General features: G+C 33.3%; 28 protein-coding genes. 4 read left to right on the top strand and 24 right to left on the bottom strand.

What is annotated here, in order from left to right; all coding sequences use genetic code 11:
* Nucleotides 1-1,428 carry an L-serine ammonia-lyase gene (locus BLP44_RS11970; RefSeq protein ID WP_091133206.1) on the bottom strand — a complete coding sequence of 476 codons (1,428 nt, stop codon included), beginning with the start codon at nt 1,426-1,428 and terminating at the stop codon, nt 1-3.
* Between the two features lie 295 nt (nt 1,429-1,723).
* On the opposite strand from BLP44_RS11970, the gene BLP44_RS11965 reads away from it, so the two are divergent.
* From BLP44_RS11965 to BLP44_RS11950, 4 genes are read left to right on the top strand one after another with little or no spacing between them, the layout of a single operon-like run.
* The gene (locus BLP44_RS11965) at nt 1,724-3,871 is read left to right on the top strand and encodes a cation:proton antiporter (protein WP_008468587.1); all 2,148 of its coding nucleotides are present in this window, start codon (nt 1,724-1,726) and stop codon (nt 3,869-3,871) included.
* A gap of 15 nt (nt 3,872-3,886) precedes the next feature.
* Nucleotides 3,887-4,318: an SMI1/KNR4 family protein gene (locus BLP44_RS11960; protein ID WP_066034000.1), complete on the top strand. Its 432-nt coding sequence runs from the start codon at nt 3,887-3,889 to the stop codon at nt 4,316-4,318.
* An 11-nt stretch (nt 4,319-4,329) separates the two neighbouring features.
* Nucleotides 4,330-4,695 carry a VOC family protein gene (locus tag BLP44_RS11955; protein ID WP_091133719.1) on the top strand — a complete coding sequence of 122 codons (366 nt, stop codon included), beginning with the start codon at nt 4,330-4,332 and terminating at the stop codon, nt 4,693-4,695.
* Between the two features lie 26 nt (nt 4,696-4,721).
* A complete protein-coding gene (locus tag BLP44_RS11950) occupies nt 4,722-5,876 on the top strand; it encodes a DUF6438 domain-containing protein (protein ID WP_091133204.1) in 1,155 nt (384 codons plus the stop codon).
* A gap of 2 nt (nt 5,877-5,878) precedes the next feature.
* Here BLP44_RS11950 and BLP44_RS11945 read toward each other — a convergent pair whose 3' ends face one another.
* The 23 genes from BLP44_RS11945 to BLP44_RS11830 form a co-directional block, all read right to left on the bottom strand.
* Nucleotides 5,879-6,562, bottom strand: a complete 684-nt coding sequence (locus BLP44_RS11945) for a 2'-5' RNA ligase family protein (RefSeq protein WP_091133202.1) — start codon at nt 6,560-6,562, stop codon at nt 5,879-5,881.
* 5 nt (nt 6,563-6,567) lie between these two features.
* Nucleotides 6,568-6,936: an iron chaperone gene (locus BLP44_RS11940; RefSeq protein ID WP_091133200.1), complete on the bottom strand. Its 369-nt coding sequence runs from the start codon at nt 6,934-6,936 to the stop codon at nt 6,568-6,570.
* Nucleotides 6,937-7,201: 265 nt separating this feature from the next.
* Entirely contained in the window at nt 7,202-7,669 is a 468-nt protein-coding gene (locus BLP44_RS11935) for an SRPBCC family protein (protein ID WP_091133198.1), read from the bottom strand.
* Nucleotides 7,670-7,780: 111 nt separating this feature from the next.
* Nucleotides 7,781-8,362 (bottom strand): LOG family protein, encoded by a 582-nt coding sequence (locus BLP44_RS11930; protein WP_091133196.1) that lies wholly within the window; start codon nt 8,360-8,362, stop codon nt 7,781-7,783.
* Between the two features lie 232 nt (nt 8,363-8,594).
* Entirely contained in the window at nt 8,595-9,716 is a 1,122-nt protein-coding gene (locus BLP44_RS11920; RefSeq protein ID WP_091133194.1) for a lactonase family protein, read from the bottom strand.
* 119 nt (nt 9,717-9,835) lie between these two features.
* On the bottom strand, nt 9,836-10,939 hold the full coding sequence (locus BLP44_RS11915; RefSeq protein ID WP_091133192.1) for an MBL fold metallo-hydrolase: 1,104 nt from the start codon (nt 10,937-10,939) through the stop codon (nt 9,836-9,838).
* Complete coding sequence (locus BLP44_RS11910; protein ID WP_091133190.1) at nt 10,940-11,362, bottom strand: DUF1801 domain-containing protein; 423 nt, start codon at nt 11,360-11,362, stop codon at nt 10,940-10,942. It lies immediately after the preceding gene.
* A 7-nt stretch (nt 11,363-11,369) separates the two neighbouring features.
* Nucleotides 11,370-12,413, bottom strand: a complete 1,044-nt coding sequence (locus BLP44_RS11905; RefSeq protein ID WP_091133188.1) for a serine hydrolase domain-containing protein — start codon at nt 12,411-12,413, stop codon at nt 11,370-11,372.
* 85 nt (nt 12,414-12,498) lie between these two features.
* Nucleotides 12,499-12,867, bottom strand: coding sequence for a nuclear transport factor 2 family protein (locus tag BLP44_RS11900; RefSeq protein WP_008468614.1), 369 nt, complete (start codon nt 12,865-12,867; stop codon nt 12,499-12,501).
* A gap of 111 nt (nt 12,868-12,978) precedes the next feature.
* Nucleotides 12,979-13,158, bottom strand: coding sequence for a hypothetical protein (locus tag BLP44_RS11895; RefSeq protein ID WP_244511753.1), 180 nt, complete (start codon nt 13,156-13,158; stop codon nt 12,979-12,981).
* 7 nt (nt 13,159-13,165) lie between these two features.
* A complete protein-coding gene (locus tag BLP44_RS11890) occupies nt 13,166-13,582 on the bottom strand; it encodes a hypothetical protein (RefSeq protein WP_091133186.1) in 417 nt (138 codons plus the stop codon).
* Nucleotides 13,583-13,635: 53 nt separating this feature from the next.
* Entirely contained in the window at nt 13,636-14,550 is a 915-nt protein-coding gene (locus BLP44_RS11885; protein ID WP_008468617.1) for a helix-turn-helix domain-containing protein, read from the bottom strand.
* 12 nt (nt 14,551-14,562) lie between these two features.
* Complete coding sequence (locus tag BLP44_RS11880; RefSeq protein ID WP_091133184.1) at nt 14,563-15,459, bottom strand: NmrA family NAD(P)-binding protein; 897 nt, start codon at nt 15,457-15,459, stop codon at nt 14,563-14,565.
* A 92-nt stretch (nt 15,460-15,551) separates the two neighbouring features.
* Entirely contained in the window at nt 15,552-16,037 is a 486-nt protein-coding gene (locus BLP44_RS11875) for an SRPBCC family protein (protein ID WP_091133181.1), read from the bottom strand.
* A 104-nt stretch (nt 16,038-16,141) separates the two neighbouring features.
* Complete coding sequence (locus BLP44_RS11870) at nt 16,142-16,594, bottom strand: hypothetical protein (RefSeq protein WP_091133179.1); 453 nt, start codon at nt 16,592-16,594, stop codon at nt 16,142-16,144.
* 75 nt (nt 16,595-16,669) lie between these two features.
* Nucleotides 16,670-17,113, bottom strand: coding sequence for a hypothetical protein (locus BLP44_RS11865; protein ID WP_091133177.1), 444 nt, complete (start codon nt 17,111-17,113; stop codon nt 16,670-16,672).
* A 23-nt stretch (nt 17,114-17,136) separates the two neighbouring features.
* A complete protein-coding gene (locus BLP44_RS11860) occupies nt 17,137-17,730 on the bottom strand; it encodes an NAD(P)H-dependent oxidoreductase (RefSeq protein WP_091133175.1) in 594 nt (197 codons plus the stop codon).
* A 78-nt stretch (nt 17,731-17,808) separates the two neighbouring features.
* Entirely contained in the window at nt 17,809-18,015 is a 207-nt protein-coding gene (locus BLP44_RS11855) for a helix-turn-helix domain-containing protein (RefSeq protein WP_008468622.1), read from the bottom strand.
* Between the two features lie 10 nt (nt 18,016-18,025).
* Nucleotides 18,026-18,568: a DUF2975 domain-containing protein gene (locus BLP44_RS11850; RefSeq protein ID WP_008468624.1), complete on the bottom strand. Its 543-nt coding sequence runs from the start codon at nt 18,566-18,568 to the stop codon at nt 18,026-18,028.
* Between the two features lie 145 nt (nt 18,569-18,713).
* Nucleotides 18,714-19,094, bottom strand: coding sequence for a YdeI/OmpD-associated family protein (locus BLP44_RS11845; RefSeq protein WP_008468626.1), 381 nt, complete (start codon nt 19,092-19,094; stop codon nt 18,714-18,716).
* A 106-nt stretch (nt 19,095-19,200) separates the two neighbouring features.
* Nucleotides 19,201-19,872: a DUF2625 domain-containing protein gene (locus BLP44_RS11840; protein WP_091133173.1), complete on the bottom strand. Its 672-nt coding sequence runs from the start codon at nt 19,870-19,872 to the stop codon at nt 19,201-19,203.
* Between the two features lie 76 nt (nt 19,873-19,948).
* Nucleotides 19,949-20,344, bottom strand: coding sequence for a DUF1801 domain-containing protein (locus BLP44_RS11835; RefSeq protein ID WP_066034018.1), 396 nt, complete (start codon nt 20,342-20,344; stop codon nt 19,949-19,951).
* A gap of 16 nt (nt 20,345-20,360) precedes the next feature.
* The gene (locus BLP44_RS11830; RefSeq protein WP_091133170.1) at nt 20,361-20,795 is read right to left on the bottom strand and encodes a GNAT family N-acetyltransferase; all 435 of its coding nucleotides are present in this window, start codon (nt 20,793-20,795) and stop codon (nt 20,361-20,363) included.
* Between the last annotated feature and the right edge of the window lie 41 nt (nt 20,796-20,836).

Raw genomic sequence — 20,836 nt, 5'->3', positions numbered from 1 at the left:
TTAACAATCAGCCATGTTTACGGCAACCGCAAGACCTCCTTCAGAAGTTTCTTTGTATTTTGAATTCATATCTTTTGCCGTTTCCCACATTGTGTTAATCACTTTGTCTAAAGGAACTTTAGCATTTTTTGAATCCGTTTCTAAGGCCAATTCAGCAGCATTTATCGCTTTAATTGCACCCATTGTATTTCTTTCGATGCAAGGAATCTGAACCAAACCGCCAATAGGATCGCAAGTTAAACCCAAATGATGTTCCATTGCGATTTCAGCAGCCATAAGAACCTGAGCAGGAGTTCCGCCCATCAATTCGCACAAAGCTCCCGCTGCCATTGCAGAAGAAACGCCAATTTCAGCTTGGCATCCGCCCATTGCAGCAGAAATAGTAGATCCTTTTTTGAAGATACTTCCGATTTCGCCCGCAACCATCAAAAATTGTTTGATTTCTTTTTCGCCAGCACTATGGTTTTCGATTACCATATAATACATTAAAACGGCCGGAATTACTCCAGAACTTCCATTGGTAGGCGCTGTAACAACACGTCCAAGAGAAGCGTTTACTTCATTCACGGCAAGTGCAAAACAGCTAACCCATTTTAGAATCTGACGAAATTTTACCTCAGTTTTTCTAATTTCTTCCAACCAGCTTTGCGGGTCGGTATAATTAGACAATCCGATTAAGTTTTGGTGCATGTCAAAAGCTCTTCTGCGCACATGAAGTCCGCCAGGAAGAATGCCTTCAGAGTGGCAGCCAATGTACATGCATTCCAGCATTGTATTCCAAATGCGCATTAATTCTGAATGCACTTCGGCTTCTGGACGCATCGAAATTTCATTTTGATATACAATTTCAGAAATTGATTTATTTTCAGTAATAGTATAATTCAACAATTCAGCTGCGTTTTGAATCGGGTAAGGAAACGCACATTTTATAGCTTTTTTTTCTTTCGCATTGGTACGTTCTTCTTTTACAACAAATCCGCCTCCGATAGAATAAAAAGTAGATTCATATTCAGAATCATCAGATTTGTAAGCTGTAAATTTCAAACCATTGGCATGAAACGGAAGAAAATCTTTGTTGAAAACAATGTCTTGAAGAAAAAAGAACGGAATCACTTTTTGGTTGCCCAAATTGATTTCGTTTGTAGTTTCGATTTTTTTAATAATTCCCGCAATATCTTCAACAGGAATATATTCAGGATCTTGTCCGCTCAATCCGAGCATTACAGCAAGATCTGTTGCGTGGCCTTTTCCAGTTAAAGAAAGAGAGCCATATAAGTCGACTTTTACTCTTGTAATGTCGTCTAAAATTGCTTCGTCTTTGAGCTCTTCAAGAAAACGTTCGGCAGCGCGCCAAGGACCTAAAGTATGTGAGCTTGAAGGGCCAACGCCAATTTTAAGCATATCAAAAACAGAGATACATTCTTCCATTGTTCAATTTTTGTTAAGACAAAGATAATCGAATAATGCAATGATGATTAATTTTTGATTGTTAATCTTGCGTATTTGTTAAAAAAAATATTAAAATTTAATAATTCGGCAACGAAATAAATTTAAAACCTTAATATGTGCTTTAAGTAAAAAGTTCACTATTTTTAGGTATTTTTGTAAAAGAACGAGTGCTAAAAATACTCGATTCTTTAATATTAATACTTCATGGATTTTGTTTGAATTCTGAAAATGTCTTTTTACAAATTATAATGCCACAAGAAGATAAAGTTACCATATGATAGAATTTTTCAGACATCTATTACAAGAATTCGAATTACCTTTAAGCAACCCCGTATTGATTTTTTCGTTAATACTTTTTATTATTCTGCTTTCGCCGATTTTGCTTAAAAAAATTAATATTCCGGGAATTATTGGACTAATTATTTCTGGAGTTATTATCGGTCCCCACGGTTTAAATATCTTGGCAAAAAACTCTGCAGTTGATCTTTTTTCAACAATTGGACTTCTGTACATTATGTTCATTGCTGGATTAGAATTGGATATGAATGAGTTTAAAGCCAACCGAAATAAGAGTTTGCTCTTTGGTTTTTTTACCTTCATTCTGCCGCTTTCAATTGGTTTTCCAGTTTGTTTTTATTTGCTTCAATACGATTTCAATGCCAGTTTTTTAACTGCGAGCATGTTTGCGACACATACTTTGGTTGCGTATCCGATTGTGAGTAAACTGGGAATTGCCAAAAATCAAGCAGTTGCCATTACTGTTGGAGGAACAATTTTGACCGATACAGCTGTTTTGATTATTTTGGCCGTAATTATGGGAAGTGCTCAAGGAAGCTTAAATCAGGCTTTCTGGATCAAATTGACTATTTCGCTGGCAATTTTTTCAGCCATAATGTTTTTGCTTATTCCAAGAATTGCTAAATGGTTTTTCAAAAAATTAGAGAGTGAAAAACATGCGCATTACATCTTTGTGCTTTCTGTGGTTTTCTTTGCAGCTTTTTTAGCCGAAGTAGCAGGAGTAGAGCCTATTATTGGCGCGTTCGTGGCTGGTTTGGCATTGAATCCTTTAATTCCGCATTCGTCAGCATTAATGAACAGAATTGAGTTTATTGGAAATTCATTATTCATTCCGTTTTTTCTGATTTCAGTAGGAATGTTAGTTGATGTCAGCGTTATTTTAAGCGGACCAACAGCTTTAATCGTAGCTGGAACTTTGAGTGTTGTGGCGATATTTGGAAAATGGATTGCAGCATTTTTTACTCAAATTGTTTTTAAATATACCAGAACCGAAAGACAGCTTATTTTTGGGTTGAGCAGTGCGCACGCGGCAGCAACTTTAGCCGTGATTTTGGTGGGTTATAAAGCTAAAATTTTAGACGAAAATATCTTAAACGGAACCATTATTCTAATCCTGATTACTTGTATTGTAGCTTCGTTTGCAACTGAAAAAGCCGCCAAGAAAATTGCAATCTGCGAAGAAGAGTTTTCTCATGAAGATGCTGGTAGAGATCAAATTTTAGACGAACATATTCTGATTCCACTGGCGAAAACTTCTGCAGCGGCAAGTTTATTGGATTTTGCTCTTTTGATAAAAGATAAAAAATCATCTAACCCCATTACTTTATTGACGATTGTACCGAATAATAATCAGGCAGAAAAAAATATTTTAAAGTACAGAAAAGCGGCCGATAAATTTGTTATTCAAGGTTCAGCTTCAGAAGTTAAAATCAATACCATTGCCAGAATTGACCACAATCCAGCGAGTGGAATTGCCAGAACTTCAAAAGAAATTATGTCCGATATTGTAATTGTCGGATGGCCGAGAAAAACAGGATTTATCGATAAAATTTTTGGAGAAAATGTAGATTCAATCATCAATAATGTTGATAAGAGTCTGTTTATCTGTAGATTTCAGAAGAATTTTATCGAAGAAAAAAGATTGGTTTTTATTTGTCCGCCATTTTCTGAAAGAGGTGTCGGGTTTCACTTACTGCTTCAGAAAATATGCCGTTTATCACAGGAATTGAGTATTCCGATTGTGCTTTATGCTGAATATAAAACTCACGAAACCATTCAGCAGATTGCTAATAATTTGAAATTAAATGCCAAATTAGGATTTAAAAATGTTTCTGATTGGGAAGATTTTGAAAGTATTTCAGACGAAATAAAACTAACCGATTTAGTCGTTTTTAATCTTTCTAGAAAAGGTTCTGTTTCATATCAGTCTATTTTTGATAAACTGCCACAGAAATTTGAAAAATATTTCAACGATAACAATGTGATTTTAGTTTATCCGCAAGACGATAGAAAAGAAAGTTCAATGGATGCTTATGAAGATTTTACATCATCGCCTTTAGCAAAAGGAATCGAAGCCATAGAACAGATCGGGCGAGGTATTGGAAGTATTTTGAAGAAAGGATAACTCATTTATAGTTTTATGACAGAAGAATTAGCAGAGATTTTTAGGAAGTATGTTTTTCCAAAACGGGATGAAAATTCTTTAGTAGCAATTGAAGATATTCAGGAGCATTTAAAATTTGATCTTCCAGAAGACTATGTTTATTATGTTGAGAATTACTTGGGAATAGATCAGTTTATTGGAGTTGAGTTTATAAAACTTTGGAGTCTAGAAGAAATTATCGATGCAAATTTAGAATATCATATTTTTGAAAAACTGCCCCAAACACTCGCCATTGGCACAAATGGAAGCGGCGAGTTTATAGGAATTGAATTTGATGATGATAATTCTGTAAAAATCATTCTTTCTCCTTTTATTGATTTGAATCCGAAGTATCACGTCGAAATTGGAAAATCATTTACAGATTTTCTTGTCCGACTAGATAAGGGAATTGAATGGTTTCAAGATTAAAAATAAATGCTATGAATCACAAAATAAAATCTATCAGACCTTTTATTGGAGCTAAGAATTTCGAAATCTCAAGAAGCTTTTACCGCGATTTAGGATTTGAAGAAACAGTTTTAGAATCTAATTTTTCAGTTTTTAAATCTGGAGAAATCGCTTTTTATCTTCAAGATTATTACGATAAAAGTTGGATTGAAAACACTATGATTTTTGTAGAAGTTGATGATGTCGAGCGATATTATGACGAGCTTTTAGCTTTAAATCTTCCCGAGAAATACGAAGGAGCAAAATTAACTCCGATAAAATATCTAGATTGGGGAAGCGAATGTTTTCTGCATGATCCAGCTGGTGTTTTATGGCATTTTGGGAAGTTTTCTAAATAAAAATAAATCAACAAATCTTTTTAGTTATGACAAAATCTTTTGTTTTTACGTTGTTTTTTGCAACACTTATTTCATGTAAAAGTAATTTAGAAAATGATAACAAAAGATTGATTGTGGGAGATTGGAAGTTTTTGTATGAAGAGCCAGTTATTCCGAAAGATGGGAATTTAAGGATTATAAAACCTCCATTGAGTATAAGGAATAAATTTAGAGGATATGAGTTTAAAGAAAATGGGGTTTATGATAATAAACTAGGTTTTTTTAAGGAAGCATTTAATAAAATTAAAGGTGAAACAGAATCAATCTATTTAGGCAGAAGTTCCACCTACAAAATTAAAAACGACAGCCTGAAACTTTATAATAAATCGACCGAAAAATGGGAATCTTTTAAAATAAAAAATCTTCAAAAAGACACTTTAGAATTGGTTGATACTAAAAATGAATCTTCTAAGTGGACTAGAATTCATTTTGATAAAAGTAAAGTGAATTTGTTTGATAAAATAGTTGTTTCTTCCTCTGGCTGTTATGGTAGCTGTCCTGTTCAGGATCTTTTAATTGATAATACAGGTAAAATTATTTTTAATGGTAGACATTACGCCGATAGTATTGGCTTTTTTACCGCGATTACCAAAAAAGAAGAATTTCTTAATATTGAAAATGATTTTCTAAAATCTGGTTGGTATAATTTGAAAAATGATTATGAAGCTTCACATACAGATGATGAAACAATAAGTGTAACATTTATTAAAAACAATAAAATTGTAAAAACAATTGAAGATTACGGTGAAGAAGCTCCTGTGGAGTTTTTTTGGGCTTACAGAGAAATTAGACATTTACAACGAAAGGTAAAACTGGAAAAAGTTAAAAATACAACGCTTTTACTTGATTTTTACTATGCGTATTTTGAAGATAAAAGTACAATTTTATATTTAGCTCAATCAGATTTTTTTTTTCTGAAGAGTATGCTATTGAATGCTAAAATAGTTGATACTAAAAAGATAGAGAAATATAAACTAAAATATTGGTCTGATGAGTCCGAGAAAACTATTTTTAGTGATGGAAGATTTTTTACTTTTAAAGCTAACGATGGAAAAGAAATTACACTTGATCTAGGCTTCAATTTTTTAAAAGAAAATGGATTTTTAAGTAAGTTTAAAGCTAAAACAGAAGATGATTTCTAAAATCATCTCAATCCAAAATCACCCAAAACGCGCGTTGAGCTTTTTCTTTGATACCAGTCATTATAAACCAATTCTAAATTTTTGACCTCAAACTCTCCGAAATCATAATCACGAAATTTATCTGCAATTTCAATCAGTTTTTTAGGATCATGAAGTTTTTCTTGAAAACGCATTACTGTAGAATGTGCGGTAGAAATCTCATATCGGCTGTCTATAGATTGCTGTAATCCTGAATTTTTGAAATTCTCTCGAAGCCTGTTTCGTAAATTATTTAAAGTTTCATCACTTGGAAATCCTTGAATCATAATGGCTGATGGAGAAGCGGTTATGCCTTTGTAATGAATTTTGATTTTCTCTACTTCAACAAGACTTCTGCATATTACCTCAATATATTCGTTTGGCGAGATCTGATTCAAACTAAAGTTTTCCGAACAAGGAATAATAGACATTACAGTAATATGGATGTCTGAATCTGGATAAAAATACTGTTCTGGTTCAGCTTTTTTTAATTCGTTGATAAAAGTCTGAATGTTGGCTTTAATTTCATCATTCGGGCGAATAAGAAGCGTGATTCCAAAACGGGAATCGGATTCGTTTTTAAGTTCAGAATCAATAGAGTATTTTCCTGCCGAAATGATTTCAGAAGATGTTTTATAAAGCTGATTGTAATGTTCGGTTAAATTCATTTGGGTTACTTCTTTTTTGCTTTTTCAAGATTCTCTTTTACCCTAAACTTAACGATTTCAGCAATCAAATTATAAGGTATTGGATCTTTCAAAGGAAATTGCACAGAACCTTTTCCTGATTTATATTTTGAAAGTTCTGCAGCAAAAGCTTCATGTCCAGAAGGCAGTGCATAAAGCCCGATATGATTTTTAAAAGCTGCAAAATAAACGACAATCCCTTTCTGCTCAAAAGCTGGCATGGAATAACTAATTTTCTCTTTAGCATCAGGAGCCGCTTTCTGAATTGTCATTCGAACCTTTTCTAGAATTTCTTGAACATCATTGGGAAATCCGCCAATGTATTCGTCTATATTTTCAGGTTTTTTAACTTCCATGATAGTTTTTTTGTTTCAGGTTTCAGGTTTCAAGTTGACTTTCTTTGCGGTTAAATTTTTACCGCAAAGTGCGCTAAGTTTTTTTTAATACGAAGGCTAAACAAAATCTATATTTTAAGTTCGCAAAGCATAGTCTATAAAAAACTTTGTCTAGACAAAGCTTTGTGAACTTTTTCATTTTAAATGACTCTCAAAAAAACTTAGCGTTCTTTGCGTAAATCTTTGCGTGCTTTGCGGTAAAAAAAGACTTTGCGGCTCAATAAAATTAAGCAAGTCCTTTAGGAAAACGATCCAAAACCAGATTCAATCTTAAATTATGTTCTAAATAAGCTTTTGCTCCAGCTAAAACCAAAGTAAAGCCTTCAGTTGAGTTGCGAACCTGATCGATTATTTTATCTGTGTCTCCGTGAAAACCAGAATTAGTAATACTAACAAAAGTTTCATTTTCGTTTAACGGACTAAAAACCCATTCGACCAATGTAATTTCGTCAGGATTTCCCCATTCGATCACAATTTTTTTATTTTCTTGAATGACAAGTGTCGTAACAGAAAGAGAGAAACCATACATTTCCCAAGTCCATTCGGTTTTTTGATTTTCTTCTAATTTTCCTGATCCTTTTGTAAACCAAAATTTACTCGTAATCTGCGGATCAATAAAAGCCTGAAAAACTTCTGAAACAGGTTTTCTAATCAGCATTTCGGCCTTTGCATATTTGTTGTTTTCTGTTTTCATTTCTTTTTAGGTTAGATGTTGTTTGTTAGAAGTGAGATGGATTTGTAAATATAACTCTAAATTTTGTAGTTTTTATTCCGAACAGATAACTCTTAACTCATAATTCACAATTTATAGCTTTTTCTTGTCAATCCATTTCCCAACAGTTGGCGCAACATAATTTTTCATTTGATCTAACAAATCATCAATATTATCACTAACCAAAAGCATTTCTCGATTCACTTCTTTCAGCAATCCTTTTTCTGTCATGGTTTGTAGTAAAGTTATCAAAGCATCATAAAAACCGTTTACGTTCAAAATGGCAATTGGTTTTTTATGCAAGCCTAATTGCGCCCAAGTCAACATTTCGAAAAGTTCTTCCAGTGTTCCAAAACCACCAGGAAGCGCAATTACACCATCACACAAATCATTCATTTTGGTTTTTCTTTCGTGCATGCTTTCTACCAAAATTAATTCGGTCAAGCCTAAATGAGCAATTTCTTTAGATCGTAAAAAGTTTGGCAGCACGCCAATCACTTTTCCGCTTGCATGTAAAGCGCCGTCAGCAACTGCGCCCATCAAGCCCACATTAGCACCTCCATAAACTAATTCTATATTTTGCTCGGCTAAAGTTTTCCCTAAAGCTCTTGCTTGCTCTTCGTAAATTTTTTCAGTGCCAAAGCTAGAAGCACAGAAAACAGTTATTCTTTTCATTTTTTTTATTTTTTTAAGAAAGGAAAGATGGAAGATGAAAGAAGCAAGACGATGTATTAAATTCAATATCTTTTCTCTTGCCTCTTTCTTCTATCATTTATTCTTTTTTCTTCAATTCATATTCAAAATAAGGCACTTCAGCACCATTAACAGTAAATGTGAATTCATTATTTTTTTCTGCTCCAAGTTTCAGAACGGCTTTTTGCGAAGGGAAATCTGCATGAAAAAAAAATTAAATCTGTTTGATCTGTACACATGAAACATTTTGCATTTTAATCTGTTTTCCTACTTTTTTTAATAACCCAGTTTTAAAATCTCTTTTAAAAACAATTATATTACCTGTTAGAACATTCGAAGCAATTAAAAATTTTCCGCTTTCGTCAATAGCAAAAATACGCGGATGTTTTCCTAAAGTAGATTGATAACCAATGCTTTTCAGTAAACCATTTTCATCAATAGAAAAAATAGCAATATTGTTTTCCTTGCCTCGGTTTGTGGCATAAAGAAATTTACCATCAGGAGAAATATGGATGTCAGAACTTTCAAAACCTTCTTTTATTTTTTCTGGATGTGTGGCAATGCGCTGAATTTTGTTTAAAATGCCATTTTCATAATTGTAAGCACTTATTTGTCCCGCCATTTCTTCAATGCAATATCCCCATTTTTGATTGGGATGAAAGGTAAAATGTCTTGGTCCAGCTTCTAAATCAGTTTTCGTAAACGGATTTTGAGTTTCAACTAAAGGTTTTTTCTGATTTTCATCAAAAGCATAACAGCGAATTTTATCGGCACCTAAATCGGGCAAAAAGAAATAATCGCACTTTGGAGAAAATACTGCTGAATGTACATGAGACCTGGTTTGTCTTTCTTTGTTTACGCTTCCATCCATGTACTGAAAATTCTGTGCAATCGAATCGATTTTACCGTTTTCCAGAAGAGGATAAACAGAAACGCTGCCTTCTGTATAATTGGCGTTGGCAAGCCATTTTCCGTTTTTATGAACGCTGACATAAACCGGATTTTCGCCACCGCTTCTTTGGCTGTTTAAAAAAGTTAAAGTTTTCGCTGTAGTATTAAATTCAAAACTGCTCACGCTTCCTGCATTTGGAGTTTTGGTATCTGTACAGGCGTAAACATATTTTCCATTAGGAGAAACTGTCAAATAAGACGGATTGACAATATTTTTAACCGAAGTGAATTTTGTCAGCTTTCCTCTCAAAGTGTCCAATAGATAAACCTGAATTGCTTCTGCCGTTTTATCACGATTATAAGAGCCCAAAAAGACATAAGTGTTTTGAGAAAAGATGTTGGTTGTTACGAGAAATAAAAGTGCTAAAAAAGTTTTGTTTTTCACGGTTTTTTAAGTTTGTTTCAGGTTTCAAGTTTTGCCTACATTGTCAGGCTGAGCGAAGAAGTCTTAGTACTAATTGGAATGCTCTTCGACTTCGCTCAGGGTGACATAACAATTAACAATTAATTAACCTCTTTCCACCATTGTTTAAATTCCTGTTTGTCATTTTTTAATTCAACTGTTTCGCCAATCATTGGTGTAATTAAAGTAATTGGATTTTCAGACAAACTATTCAATTCTGTAACTCTTTTCAAAGGTTCATCCCAAGAATGAAGCGATAATGAAAATTTAGAAGAATGCACTGGGAAAACCCTTTTGGCTTTTAGGTCTTTCATGGCTTTTATTACATCTTCTGGCATATTGTGAATGTATTTCCATTTCTCATTATATTGGCCATTATCAAGTAAAGCAATGTCAAAAGGGCCATATTTTTCACCGATTTCTGCAAAATGAGAATCGTAGCCACTGTCTCCACCCAAATACATTTTAAAATCTTTAGTTTCGAGAATAAATGAAGTCCAAAGTGTATTGCATCTTTTAAAGCTTCTGCCTGAAAAATGCCTTGATGGCGCGGTATGAAGCGTTAGATTTTCATCTAATTTGATGGTGCTGTACCAATCTTTTTCGATAATTTTATCTGACAAAAATCCCCAGAATTCCAAGTGCGAACCGACACCAAGTGCGGTAATTATTTTTTTAGTTTTAGGTTTTAATTTTAAAATCGTATCGTAATCCAAATGATCATAATGGTCGTGCGTAATCAATAAATAATCAATTTCTGGAAGATCGTCGACCGTATAAATATCAGATCCTTTAAACGATTTTGTTGTACCAGGAATCGGAGAGGCGTTACCGCTAAAAACAGGATCAATTAAAAAACGTTTTCCTTCAAGCTGAATAAAATAGGAAGAATGCCCAAACCAAACTAAAATATCCTGATCTAAAGAAAGTTCCAATAAATTGGTTTTTATAGACGGAATCAAATCTGTCGGAGTTTTTCTTTCTACCTTTTTAAAGAAAAATTCAAATAAAACTCCCGCCATGCTTGCTCCTTCGATCAAATCTGGAGTAAAACTCTGATTTTCGAATTTCCCATTTTTATACTGAGGAGAGTTTTGAATTTGAATGAGCCTTTCGCCAGAAGGCGCTTTTCCGAATTTTGGATGGTTCAAAAATCGGTAGAGAACAAGGGCTATTAGTACTAATAGAATTAAAAATGTAATCATTTATTTTGAGGGATATAATTTCTGGGTATGTGCTATAGAGAGTAAAACTATTTCTTTTAAGATTTCGATGTTGATATCAGCCAATTTTTTAATGTAAATACAGGCTTTAGAAGAGGTATGTTTTCCAAGTTGAGATAAAAGTGCTTCTCTTTTTTTTTCTGGCAGATAAAAATAAACGGTCAGTGCAGTTTTTCTTGGAGAAAAACCCGCAAGTGGCGCATCTCCTTCATGTCCGCTTTCATATTTGTAATGATAACTTCCGAAACCAATAATACTAGGTCCCCACATTTTAGGTTCAAATCCTGTTATTTCCTGCATTATTTTTAGGAGTTCGAAAGCATCATTTCTTTTGCTATCATTTTCAACAGCGTTAATAAAATCAGTAACGCTATTTTGAGTTTCTGCGGTTTTATTTTTTGCCATTTTAGCTTTACTTTTTCTTTAATAAATTGGTTTTCAAAAGCATGTTTTTGATTTTAAATTCAGAAGCATAATACAAATTAGAATCTTCAGGCATCTGATTTTCCATGACAATCAAACTCACATCACTTTCTGGGAAATACAAATTTACAGAAGAAAAACCATCTCCTAAACCTGTGTGGCCAAGATATTTAACGGACTCTTTTTCTACAACTCTAATCCCGTAGCCATAACCGTCTTTTTCTTTGCCGAAGAAATTGTGCTGGGATAGAATGGTATTTTGAGTTAATAGCTGATAAGACTCTGGTTTCAAAATTTTTCCTTTATGAAGATTATTGTTCCAAATCGCAAGATCTGAAACGGTTGAAATAATGCCATCTGCTCCAAGACTTTCGTCAGTAATTTGTCTAGTTGTAATAGGTTCCAACTGATTTTTTGCATTAAAATAACCAGTTGCCAAATTTTGAGTTTTATCTGCAGAATAACAAAAAGTCTGATTCATTTTTAATTTCTTAAAAAGCGATTCGGCAATCTCTCTATAACTTTTTTTAGAGCTTAATGCTACAATTTTGGCAACCAAATTGAAACTTAGATTTCCATATTTAAATTGCGTTCCAGATTTAAAAGCCAATGGTTTTTGTAAATCTACAATTCCGTGAGAATGATTTAAAAGCTGATGAACTGTAACAGAATCTGCCCAAGTTTGCGTGAGTTCTGGCAAGTACTTTTTGATTGGAGTATTCAAATCGACATTTCCTTTTTCAACTTCCAATAAAAGTAAGGTTGCGGCAATTAATTTGCTGTTTGACATGATTTCGAATTGTGTATCCAATTTCAAAGGTTTTTTGGTTTCAAAATTCGAAAAACCTTCGACTTTAGAGTATAGCGTTTTTCCGTTTTGCGAAATTAAAACCACACCATTAAATTTAGGATTAGCCTTTTGGAGTATACTATCAATACTTTTTTTATAATCCTCTTTTTTTTGAGCTGATGAATTGAAAGAAGAAGCGAAGATTAAAACAAATAATAAGGAGATTTTGGTGATGAAGTTCATTTTGGTTATTTATTTTCTTTTAGTTAGTTTTCAGTCTTAGTCTCAGTTTTCAGTTCCAAATTGGCGCTGCCACTGTGACTGTAAACTAAAACATTCCATTTTGATTAATAGAATCTTTTGGTACAGGTTGCCCGAGATCCCAGAGTTCGACGATTTTATCATCCTTAAACTTTAAAATATGAACTACTGCAAAACCAATATCTTCCGAATTCTGCTTTAGGTGAGAATGTACAGCAACGAATTTATCGTCTTCTAAAATATGGTGGATTTTGAAAATTTTATTTGGATTTGTTCTGGCAGACTCTTCCATAGCAAGCATTAATGTCTCTGCATCGCCTTTGAAGTAGGCATTATGATGCTTGAAATTTTTTCCGACATATAACCGAAAACCTTCATGAGAATGTCCTTTGGCTGCCAGTTTCAGGAAGTTTTTAGCGATTTCTTTCTTAGTCATGATTCAGGATTTAAAAGTAAACTAAGATATGAAATTAGGCGCTACAAATTTTGCAGAAAAGAATTGAATAATTATAAAATTAAACTTCTTCCGATTTGATTTTGGAAAGGTCTATGCCCAATTTAGCAAATTCTTTTTCTCCCAATTCAGTGATGTAAAAGTGTTTGTCTGAAGCCTCATTTTTGGCGATCCATTTTTTGTCTGCGATGTTTCAAAAAGCAGTTCGCCAAGTTTACCTCCAATATGGCTGTAGCATTTTTTAGCTGGTTTTATAGTGTTTTGAGTTTTCATTTTTTCTTTAGATTTTCTTTTTTGAAGCAATTTTAGAAGCCAGATATGCCATTGGAAGATAAGCTAAAACCAAATCGACAGCGCTAAACCAAATTGGAGATGGAAGTGTAAAAACCATTGTGATGCCGCCAAATAAAAAGAAAGCTCCGATAATAAAAGCCAGTTTTGTTTTGTTAGAAGCCACAGATAATGCAGTTGTAAGTGCTCCAGCAAAAGTTCCGATGGCGTGGGCTAAAAAAGGAAATAGAAAATGCTTTGGCTCAAATAAGTGCATGCTAGCCTGTAAACCTTCTGTAGTAGTAACATCTGCGCCATTTGGTGGCGGAATTATAGAACCGCTTATCAAAATGATACTCATATTGACAATGCTTCCGACAACGAGACCTGCAATTACGGCCAAAGTATTTCTTAAAATAGGGTTCATAATTTTTGCTTTTATTGTAACGAATTTATGAAATTTATTCTTTTGTTAAATTATTAATTGAAAGATTGCCTGAACTCAATTGGAGAGACATTAGTCTTTGTTTTGAACAATTTGCTAAAGGATTGCTGATGTTCAAAACCTAATTCAAAAGCAATTTCGCTAACAGATAAATTAGTAGTTGAGAGTTTTTCTTTAGCTTTTTCGATCAGTTTATTATGAATATGCTGCTGTGTGCTTTGTCCTGTATGATGTTTCAGTAAGGCGCTTAAATAATTTGGTGATACGTTCAAGTTTTCGGCAATATAATGCACTGTCGGAAGTCCCTTTTTTGTTAAAGAATCGTTGTTGAAATAGTCTTCGAGCAATTTTTCTAATCGTGCCAGAATCTGATGATTGCTTATTTTTCGAGTAATAAACTGGCGGTTATAAAAACGCTCAGAATAAGTCAATAGCAATTCAATTTGAGCGATAATAACATCTTGACTGAATTTATCTATATTGGATTGGTATTCCTGCCGAATATTTTGAATGATGTCAATTATCAGTTTTTCCTCTTTATCAGAAAGATGAAGCGCTTCGTGAACTGCGTATCCAAAATATTCATATTGCTTGATTTTCTGTGCAAGGGGCGTATTCCATAAAAAATCAGGATGGATCAATAATGACCATCCTGTATGCTGCATTTCGGCATTTCCTTCTATAGAAAAAACCTGTCCTGGCGAAATAAAAAGTAAAACACCTTCTTTGAAATCATATTCCTGTTGCCCGTAACGCATTTTGGCATTTGCGTTTCGTTTCAGTGCAATCGAATAAAAATCGAGCATCAAGCTTTTTGGCTCGTCTTCATTCAAGTATTTTAAATCTTCAAAATTATAGACGCTCACCAAAGGGTGTTCAGGTTTTGGCAAGTTTCTAAATTCATGAAATTCGCTGATACTTTTTATTCGGACCGGTTGTAGATTTGCCATAGTCTAAAGTACTTAATTTTGATTATAAATCGAAGCAAATTCTATAGCATAATCTGACAGTTTTGTTTTTCCTAAAACTGAAGGACGATTTTGCTCATAATCTGCGCCCAATGTATTGTTGTAAAGTGCTGCGTACATTTCTACCAAACCTTGCGCAATTTTTGGCTGCATTCCAACAGAAATTAACCCGTTTAAGGTTTCTTCATCGCTAATTAACTTCCATTCTAAATTGGGTCTGCCTATTGCTTCACCCAAAATTTTTGCAGTCTGATGGCCAGAAAGTTCTTCACTCGCCACATAACGTATTTTTTTCCCGTCAAGCGGACTACTTATTTCTTCTGTGATAGCTTCTGCAATGTCATTTGGAGAAACCCATGGAATCAATGAATCAGCTCCATAATTTGCCGAAATAAAACCTTGATTTTTTATCGCAGGAATATATGCCAGCAAATTGTAGTAAAATGAAGTCGGACGCATAAAAGTAATTGCAACATCTGAAAGCTGATTCAAGACGGCTTCGATTTCATTATAACGCTGAATAATTCCAGATTTTTCTTTTAAATGTGCGCCAATACTGCTTAAGAAAACAACACGTTTCACTCCAGAAAGTTTGATGGCTTCTGCGTAATTATTTCCAATTTTTCGGGTAAAGGCATCCAAGTCAAGATTCGGATCAAAATAATTTGCACGCGGAATCATGCAATAAACTGCATCTGCTCCAGTAAAGGTTTGAGTTAAAAAACTTAAATCTTCTACAGAACCAATTGCAGCTGATGCGCCTAGTTTTTCAATTTCTTCTTGTCTGTCGTTACTGCTTGTGATTACAGTAACAGTATTTCCTTTTTGTACTAACGCCTCTGTTAATGGCTTGCTAATGTTCCCTAAAGAACCTGTGATTATAATTTTCATTTGTTCTATATTTTGATATTACAAAGTTGCGTAACATCAGAACAAATCATTTAGCCGAATCTATTGTTGTTGTAGCCTTTTTTATAGTAACCTTAGTTTTTAGATAAAGCCCTTTCGGTTTCTATTTGAGGTTTTCCAGTTGCATTAGGCTGTCCTTTTCCGGTTTCAATTAGTTTTTTCAAACTGTTCTCGATATAGTTGCTCCAGCCAGCTTTGCAAACATCAAAACATTCATATTCCGGAACCAGACCAACATGTGTAAAAGTGAGCTTTGTTTTATTGTCTTCTTGCGAAATATCAAAAACGGCCGTAGTATTGGTCCATTCTGTATCGTCTTTGGTGAAACTGAAATAATTTTCCTCAATCAGCCAAACAATTTTCTGGTTCGGAATGACTTCGATCAGTTTTATTTTGCAGCGGTGAACATCTTCATAATGGTATTTGAATTCGTCGCCTTCATTTGCTGTTTTCCCTTCAATTTCTTCCGACCACCAGCCTTTAACGTTTTGTATGGCTTTAAAAACTTCTTCGGGTGATTGATTGACAATTATTGTTGTGGTAAAATCTTGAGTATTCATAATCAATTGAATTTTAAATTAGTAAAGTAAAATTACAATCTAAAAATCAATTGATTAAGGGCTTAAAAGACAATTTTGAGGTGCTTTTCGGACAAACTCTGTTCTTATTCCTTTCGTAAGAAAGCCATCATAAAATTTGCAATGTAAATAGGAGTGGCAACAAAAAGGATAACAGAAATTTCTAAGATTAATATTAAATTTAGCATTAAAGAATCATCAACTAGAGAGAAGTCATTATTTGCAATTAGTTTATAATAAAGAAAAAGAAACCAATATATCATAAAACTTCCAATCAAAATAATAGAGTGAATTAAGGTGAAAGGTTTTGTAAGCTGTTTTTTGAAAACTTTTTGAATCAACCAATAACCTGAGCCCATAAAGAAGTAGAGAGAAAATAGACTAGCAGTAATTTCAAGATTGGGAATTATATAATAAGTGTCATGCATATTAATATCCAGAAAAGAGTGATGATAAAAACTTTTTATAAAACCAATAATTAAAACTAGAATAGAAACAATCCAAAATAAGTGGTAAACTTTTATTTTGTTGAAAGACATAATATATTGTGTTATTTTTTTAAGAATGTCATTAAAGTAGTTCGAAATTTTTTGCAATAATATTTTTTACAAAAGTTATATGGAACTTTCTGTCAATAGAACTACACTCATAATAATTCCAAAAAATATAAGAATGCTTAATAAACCAATCAAAGCAACTCTCCATCCGCCGAAAGTTTCGCCACCCTTTTGAATATGATTTTGAATGCTCTGTTCCTGAAATTTTTTCAAGAAATAAGAAGCAACAACTGAATAAAGAACTGGAAAAAGAATGCTTGGAAAGTTATCGGGAATAATAAAAATAAGCCCAATAATTGCAATCATTGATAGCGCTGTAATAATCCATGTGTTTTTTGCTTTTTCAAAGTCATTAAATGCTTTAAAATTTTCTGCAATGCAGTAACCAGCAACTAGCGGACCTGCAAAGAAGGTTCCTATTCGTATTGCTTTTTCAGAGTATATTTTTTCGGTTGGGATTTCTTCAAAAACTGATTTTTCTAAATTGCTTTCTGGCGTCATTTTTATTGGTAAATATTTGAAAATTATTGTATTAATTTAATTTTTTCTGGAATTGTATTGATTATTTCAAAATGTTTTGCCATTACATTTTCAAGCTCTAATGTTCCGCCTAAAATAATCATTTCTTTATTCCTAAAACGTTTTCCAAGTCTATCCTCAAGCATAATTTTTTCCATGCTTTGAGCCATTTCAATTTCATTCAAAAAATCATTAGGATGACCAGCGGTGCAAATTACAAGTCCGTACGGAATGGTTTTCATTTTTCTGGAAGTTTCATTTTGTCCGTACGCATATCCAACAGAATAAACACGATCAAACCAGCCTTTTAGTTTTGCAGGACAATCGCTCCACCAAACTGGATACAGGAAAATAATACAATCTGCATTTTCTATTTTTTCCTGTTCTGCTAAAACATCTGGTGGAATTGGAAGCTGTGTTTTGGCAAATCCTTCACGCTCATATTCTGCTTCAGACATATCGCTTACAAAATTTAATGCATATAGATCTGAGATTTCTACATTCCAGTTTTCATTCCCCAATGCTAATTTTAATCTTTCCAAAACCTGAAAAGTGTACGATTTTTTGCTTGGATGCGCGTAAACGATTAGAATATTCATTTTTGATTTTTTAGATTTCAAATTATTTAAAAACCACAACCGATTTGTACGAAAATACAAATTAAATCCAAAACAAAATTAATCTTCAGAAAATTCTAAAATATCTCCAGGCTGACAGTCTAAAACTTTACAGATGGCTTCGAGCGTACTGAAACGAATTGCTTTTGCTTTTCCAGTTTTTAAGATAGAAAGATTGGATAATGTCAAATCTACTTTTTCTGAAAGTTCATTTAATGACATTTTTCTTTTTGCCATCATGACGTCTAAATTTACTATAATGGGCATAATTTTTTGTTTATATGGTTAAATCAATTTCAGATTGGATTTCGATTCCTCTTTTAAAAATCTGTCCTACAACAAATATTATAATGGCCATAAAGATCCAAATACTATGGCCTTCAAGATTGAGAGATTCTAGCGATGGAAGTTTTACACCTTTGATAATTAGCCAATTGTTGAATTTGAAAGCCCAAAAAGAAAACAACCCAATTCCGAAAGCCAAGTATGAAAGGTAAGATATAAAGCGTCCCATCTCAGCAGTAAAAGGCTGTTCGATATTTAATTTTTTGTCGTGAAGCATTTTTACAATTAGATAAAACATAATCGCTTTTAAGATCGCAACAATGCTAATAAAACATATTTCTTGAATGTAAAAACTTGGACTGAAATTGTACAGGTCTAGTAAATCAAGAAAACGGGCATTATAGGAATTTATAGTCATAGTGTAAATTCCATTAAAAAGATACATACCGGCTTCAACACATAAGCCAATAAAAATAATCCATGATAAGATGTTCAGGATTTTTAGAATCTGTGGTGTTCCAATTTTAAGTTCCATGTTATTCAAGATTAAAAGTTATGCTGCTAAAATAATAAAAATTTATTGATAAACAATAAATAAATAGTTTTTATCAAAAAAAAGCTTCAGCAGACTTTATCGCTGAAGCTTTAAATATGTATGTTGAAATTGCTGTAGCTTATTATTATGGATTGTCAATTATCCATTTTCCTTTTTCTTTTGCAATATCGATTACTTTCTGGCCATGTTCGGTCATTAAATTCTGCTGAATCATACGTTCAGCTCTTTCGATGTTGGGTTTGCTCCATTTACTGGTTTTTGGATTTCGGGGAGAGAAAGTGAGGTAGTAGCTTTCTCCGTCTCGTTTTTTGCAGAGGCTGTCAATCCATCCAAAACAAAGCGCTTCTTCGGTAGCTTCGATTAAATTTACACTTTGTGTTTTGCTTTTTTTGTGATACAAGATTAACCAAACCGATTTTTCTATTTGGCTATTTTCTTCAAGCCAATTTCGCCAATCTTGTCTAGTTGGAGCATAAACAGCCAATTTTCCGTCTTTAGTTTCCATCTTTTTTAGTTTTACTTCGTAAAGGTAAAATGACCTTGTGACAACTGCATGTCAGTAATAAAATTAAAAATAAAGTTTTGAAAAATAATTCGTTATGTGTTTTAGTTTACTGCTGAATCTGTTTTCTTAAATCTAAGTTGAGATTGTATTGCTCTTCAATAGGGATAATTTTTCTTTGTACTTTATTGATATCACTTCCTTCTTCTGACCATAAAAATGGATAAAAATTGAAAACCTGATCGCCTTGTAAAGCAATCACTTCTTTTTTCCAATCTTCCCATCGGCTGCCTTCGTAATATTTGTCTAGGTCATTATTAAAACAGAACTCTAAAAATTGCGAATAAGTAATATCGAGAGGCTCGAATTCTAAATTATCTGGAGCAAAATAATATATTTTTCCAAGATCTGCTCCAAATGCACCTCCATTTAGCAAATAAAAGCCACCTAAGGCATCGTCGGCAATTAAAAGATGAGAAGGCGTTTCTCCAAATTCTTTAAAAGATTTTCCTTTGTTCCAATCGGGAAGGCTGCGATTTAATTTTGCGCTTCCAGAACCTAATATTCTGATCCAGCCGTTATCGATTAAAATTCCGCCAGTTTTATACACAATTGCGCCCATGGGCGAGCTGGTTGTTACTTGCGTATGATACAAAGCGTCTTTTGCTTTTTGCGGATCTGCGGGAAGGATTTCAACTTTGTTTTTAGCAGAAGCGGTCCATTCTTTTATTAACTTCCATCCGGAATCATTTTGATCGATAAGTTCGTTTATAGGTCGCATTTTTGTTTGTGAAAAAGTTGTTATAGTTAAAAATGTAAAGGCGAGTAGGGGTAAAAGTTTCATTAGGTTTTTTGGGTTAATATGGTTTAGTCATTATTCGAATTAGAACTCCTTTACGTTTTACAATGTTTTTGTAATCCCATTGAATTTCTTTGCTTTTCTCGAGCCAGCGCTCCAGATCTTCTTCATTTATCTGGCTGGCGTTTGTATATCGCATTTCGGCGGCTTTAAATGAACCTTCATTTTGAAGTTTTTCTTCATCAAAAGATTGTCCACTCCAGAAAAGCAACCGAACCGAATCTTTTAATTTGCTATAACCTACAATAGGATTTCCGTCTAGAAACCAGACAGGATGTGCATGCCAGATTTTGTTTTCGGCTTCGGCTAAGTTTTTATGAATAATTGCATAAAGAAAATCGCAGATTTCTTTATTTTCTGCTGTCTGAGAATCATTGTATTCTTGAACCGTCATATCTTCAGCCTTTAAGTTATTGTATCTCTTTTGTTAGTTTAAATAAAATATAAGTTCCATTGCCCGATTGTCCTCTCGATTTTTCTACAAATCCTTTTCTGAGGTAAAAATCAATTGCTTTGGTATTGCTTACAAGGCATTTAAGCGTAATTGGAAATGCTGTTTTCTGTATTGCGGCTTTTAATAATTGGGTGCCAATGTTTTTTCCTTGGTATGCATTATCAACGTAAAGATGGTGGATAAAATTGTTAGGTATCCAGATCGAAATAAACCCGACGGGAATATCATCTATAAGTGCACTCAGAATATATTCTCCCTGAGTTTGTTTGTCAAAATCTTCAAGTTTAAATTCTGATGTGTTTTGCTCTGTAAATGTTCGTTGTCGTTCTTTTAAGAAAATGGTTCTTAAAAGCGGTAAATTGACATTTTTTGCTTCTTCTACAACTACCATTTTCGAATTTACATTTAGTGTTCGTTAAGTGTAGGCAAGGT

This window comes from Flavobacterium anhuiense (genome assembly GCF_900101855.1).
In the GTDB taxonomy this organism is placed as follows: Bacteria; Bacteroidota; Bacteroidia; order Flavobacteriales; family Flavobacteriaceae; genus Flavobacterium; species Flavobacterium anhuiense.
The sequence above is the reverse complement of the archived record's forward strand: the minus strand, read 5'-3'. Positions and strand labels throughout refer to the sequence as shown.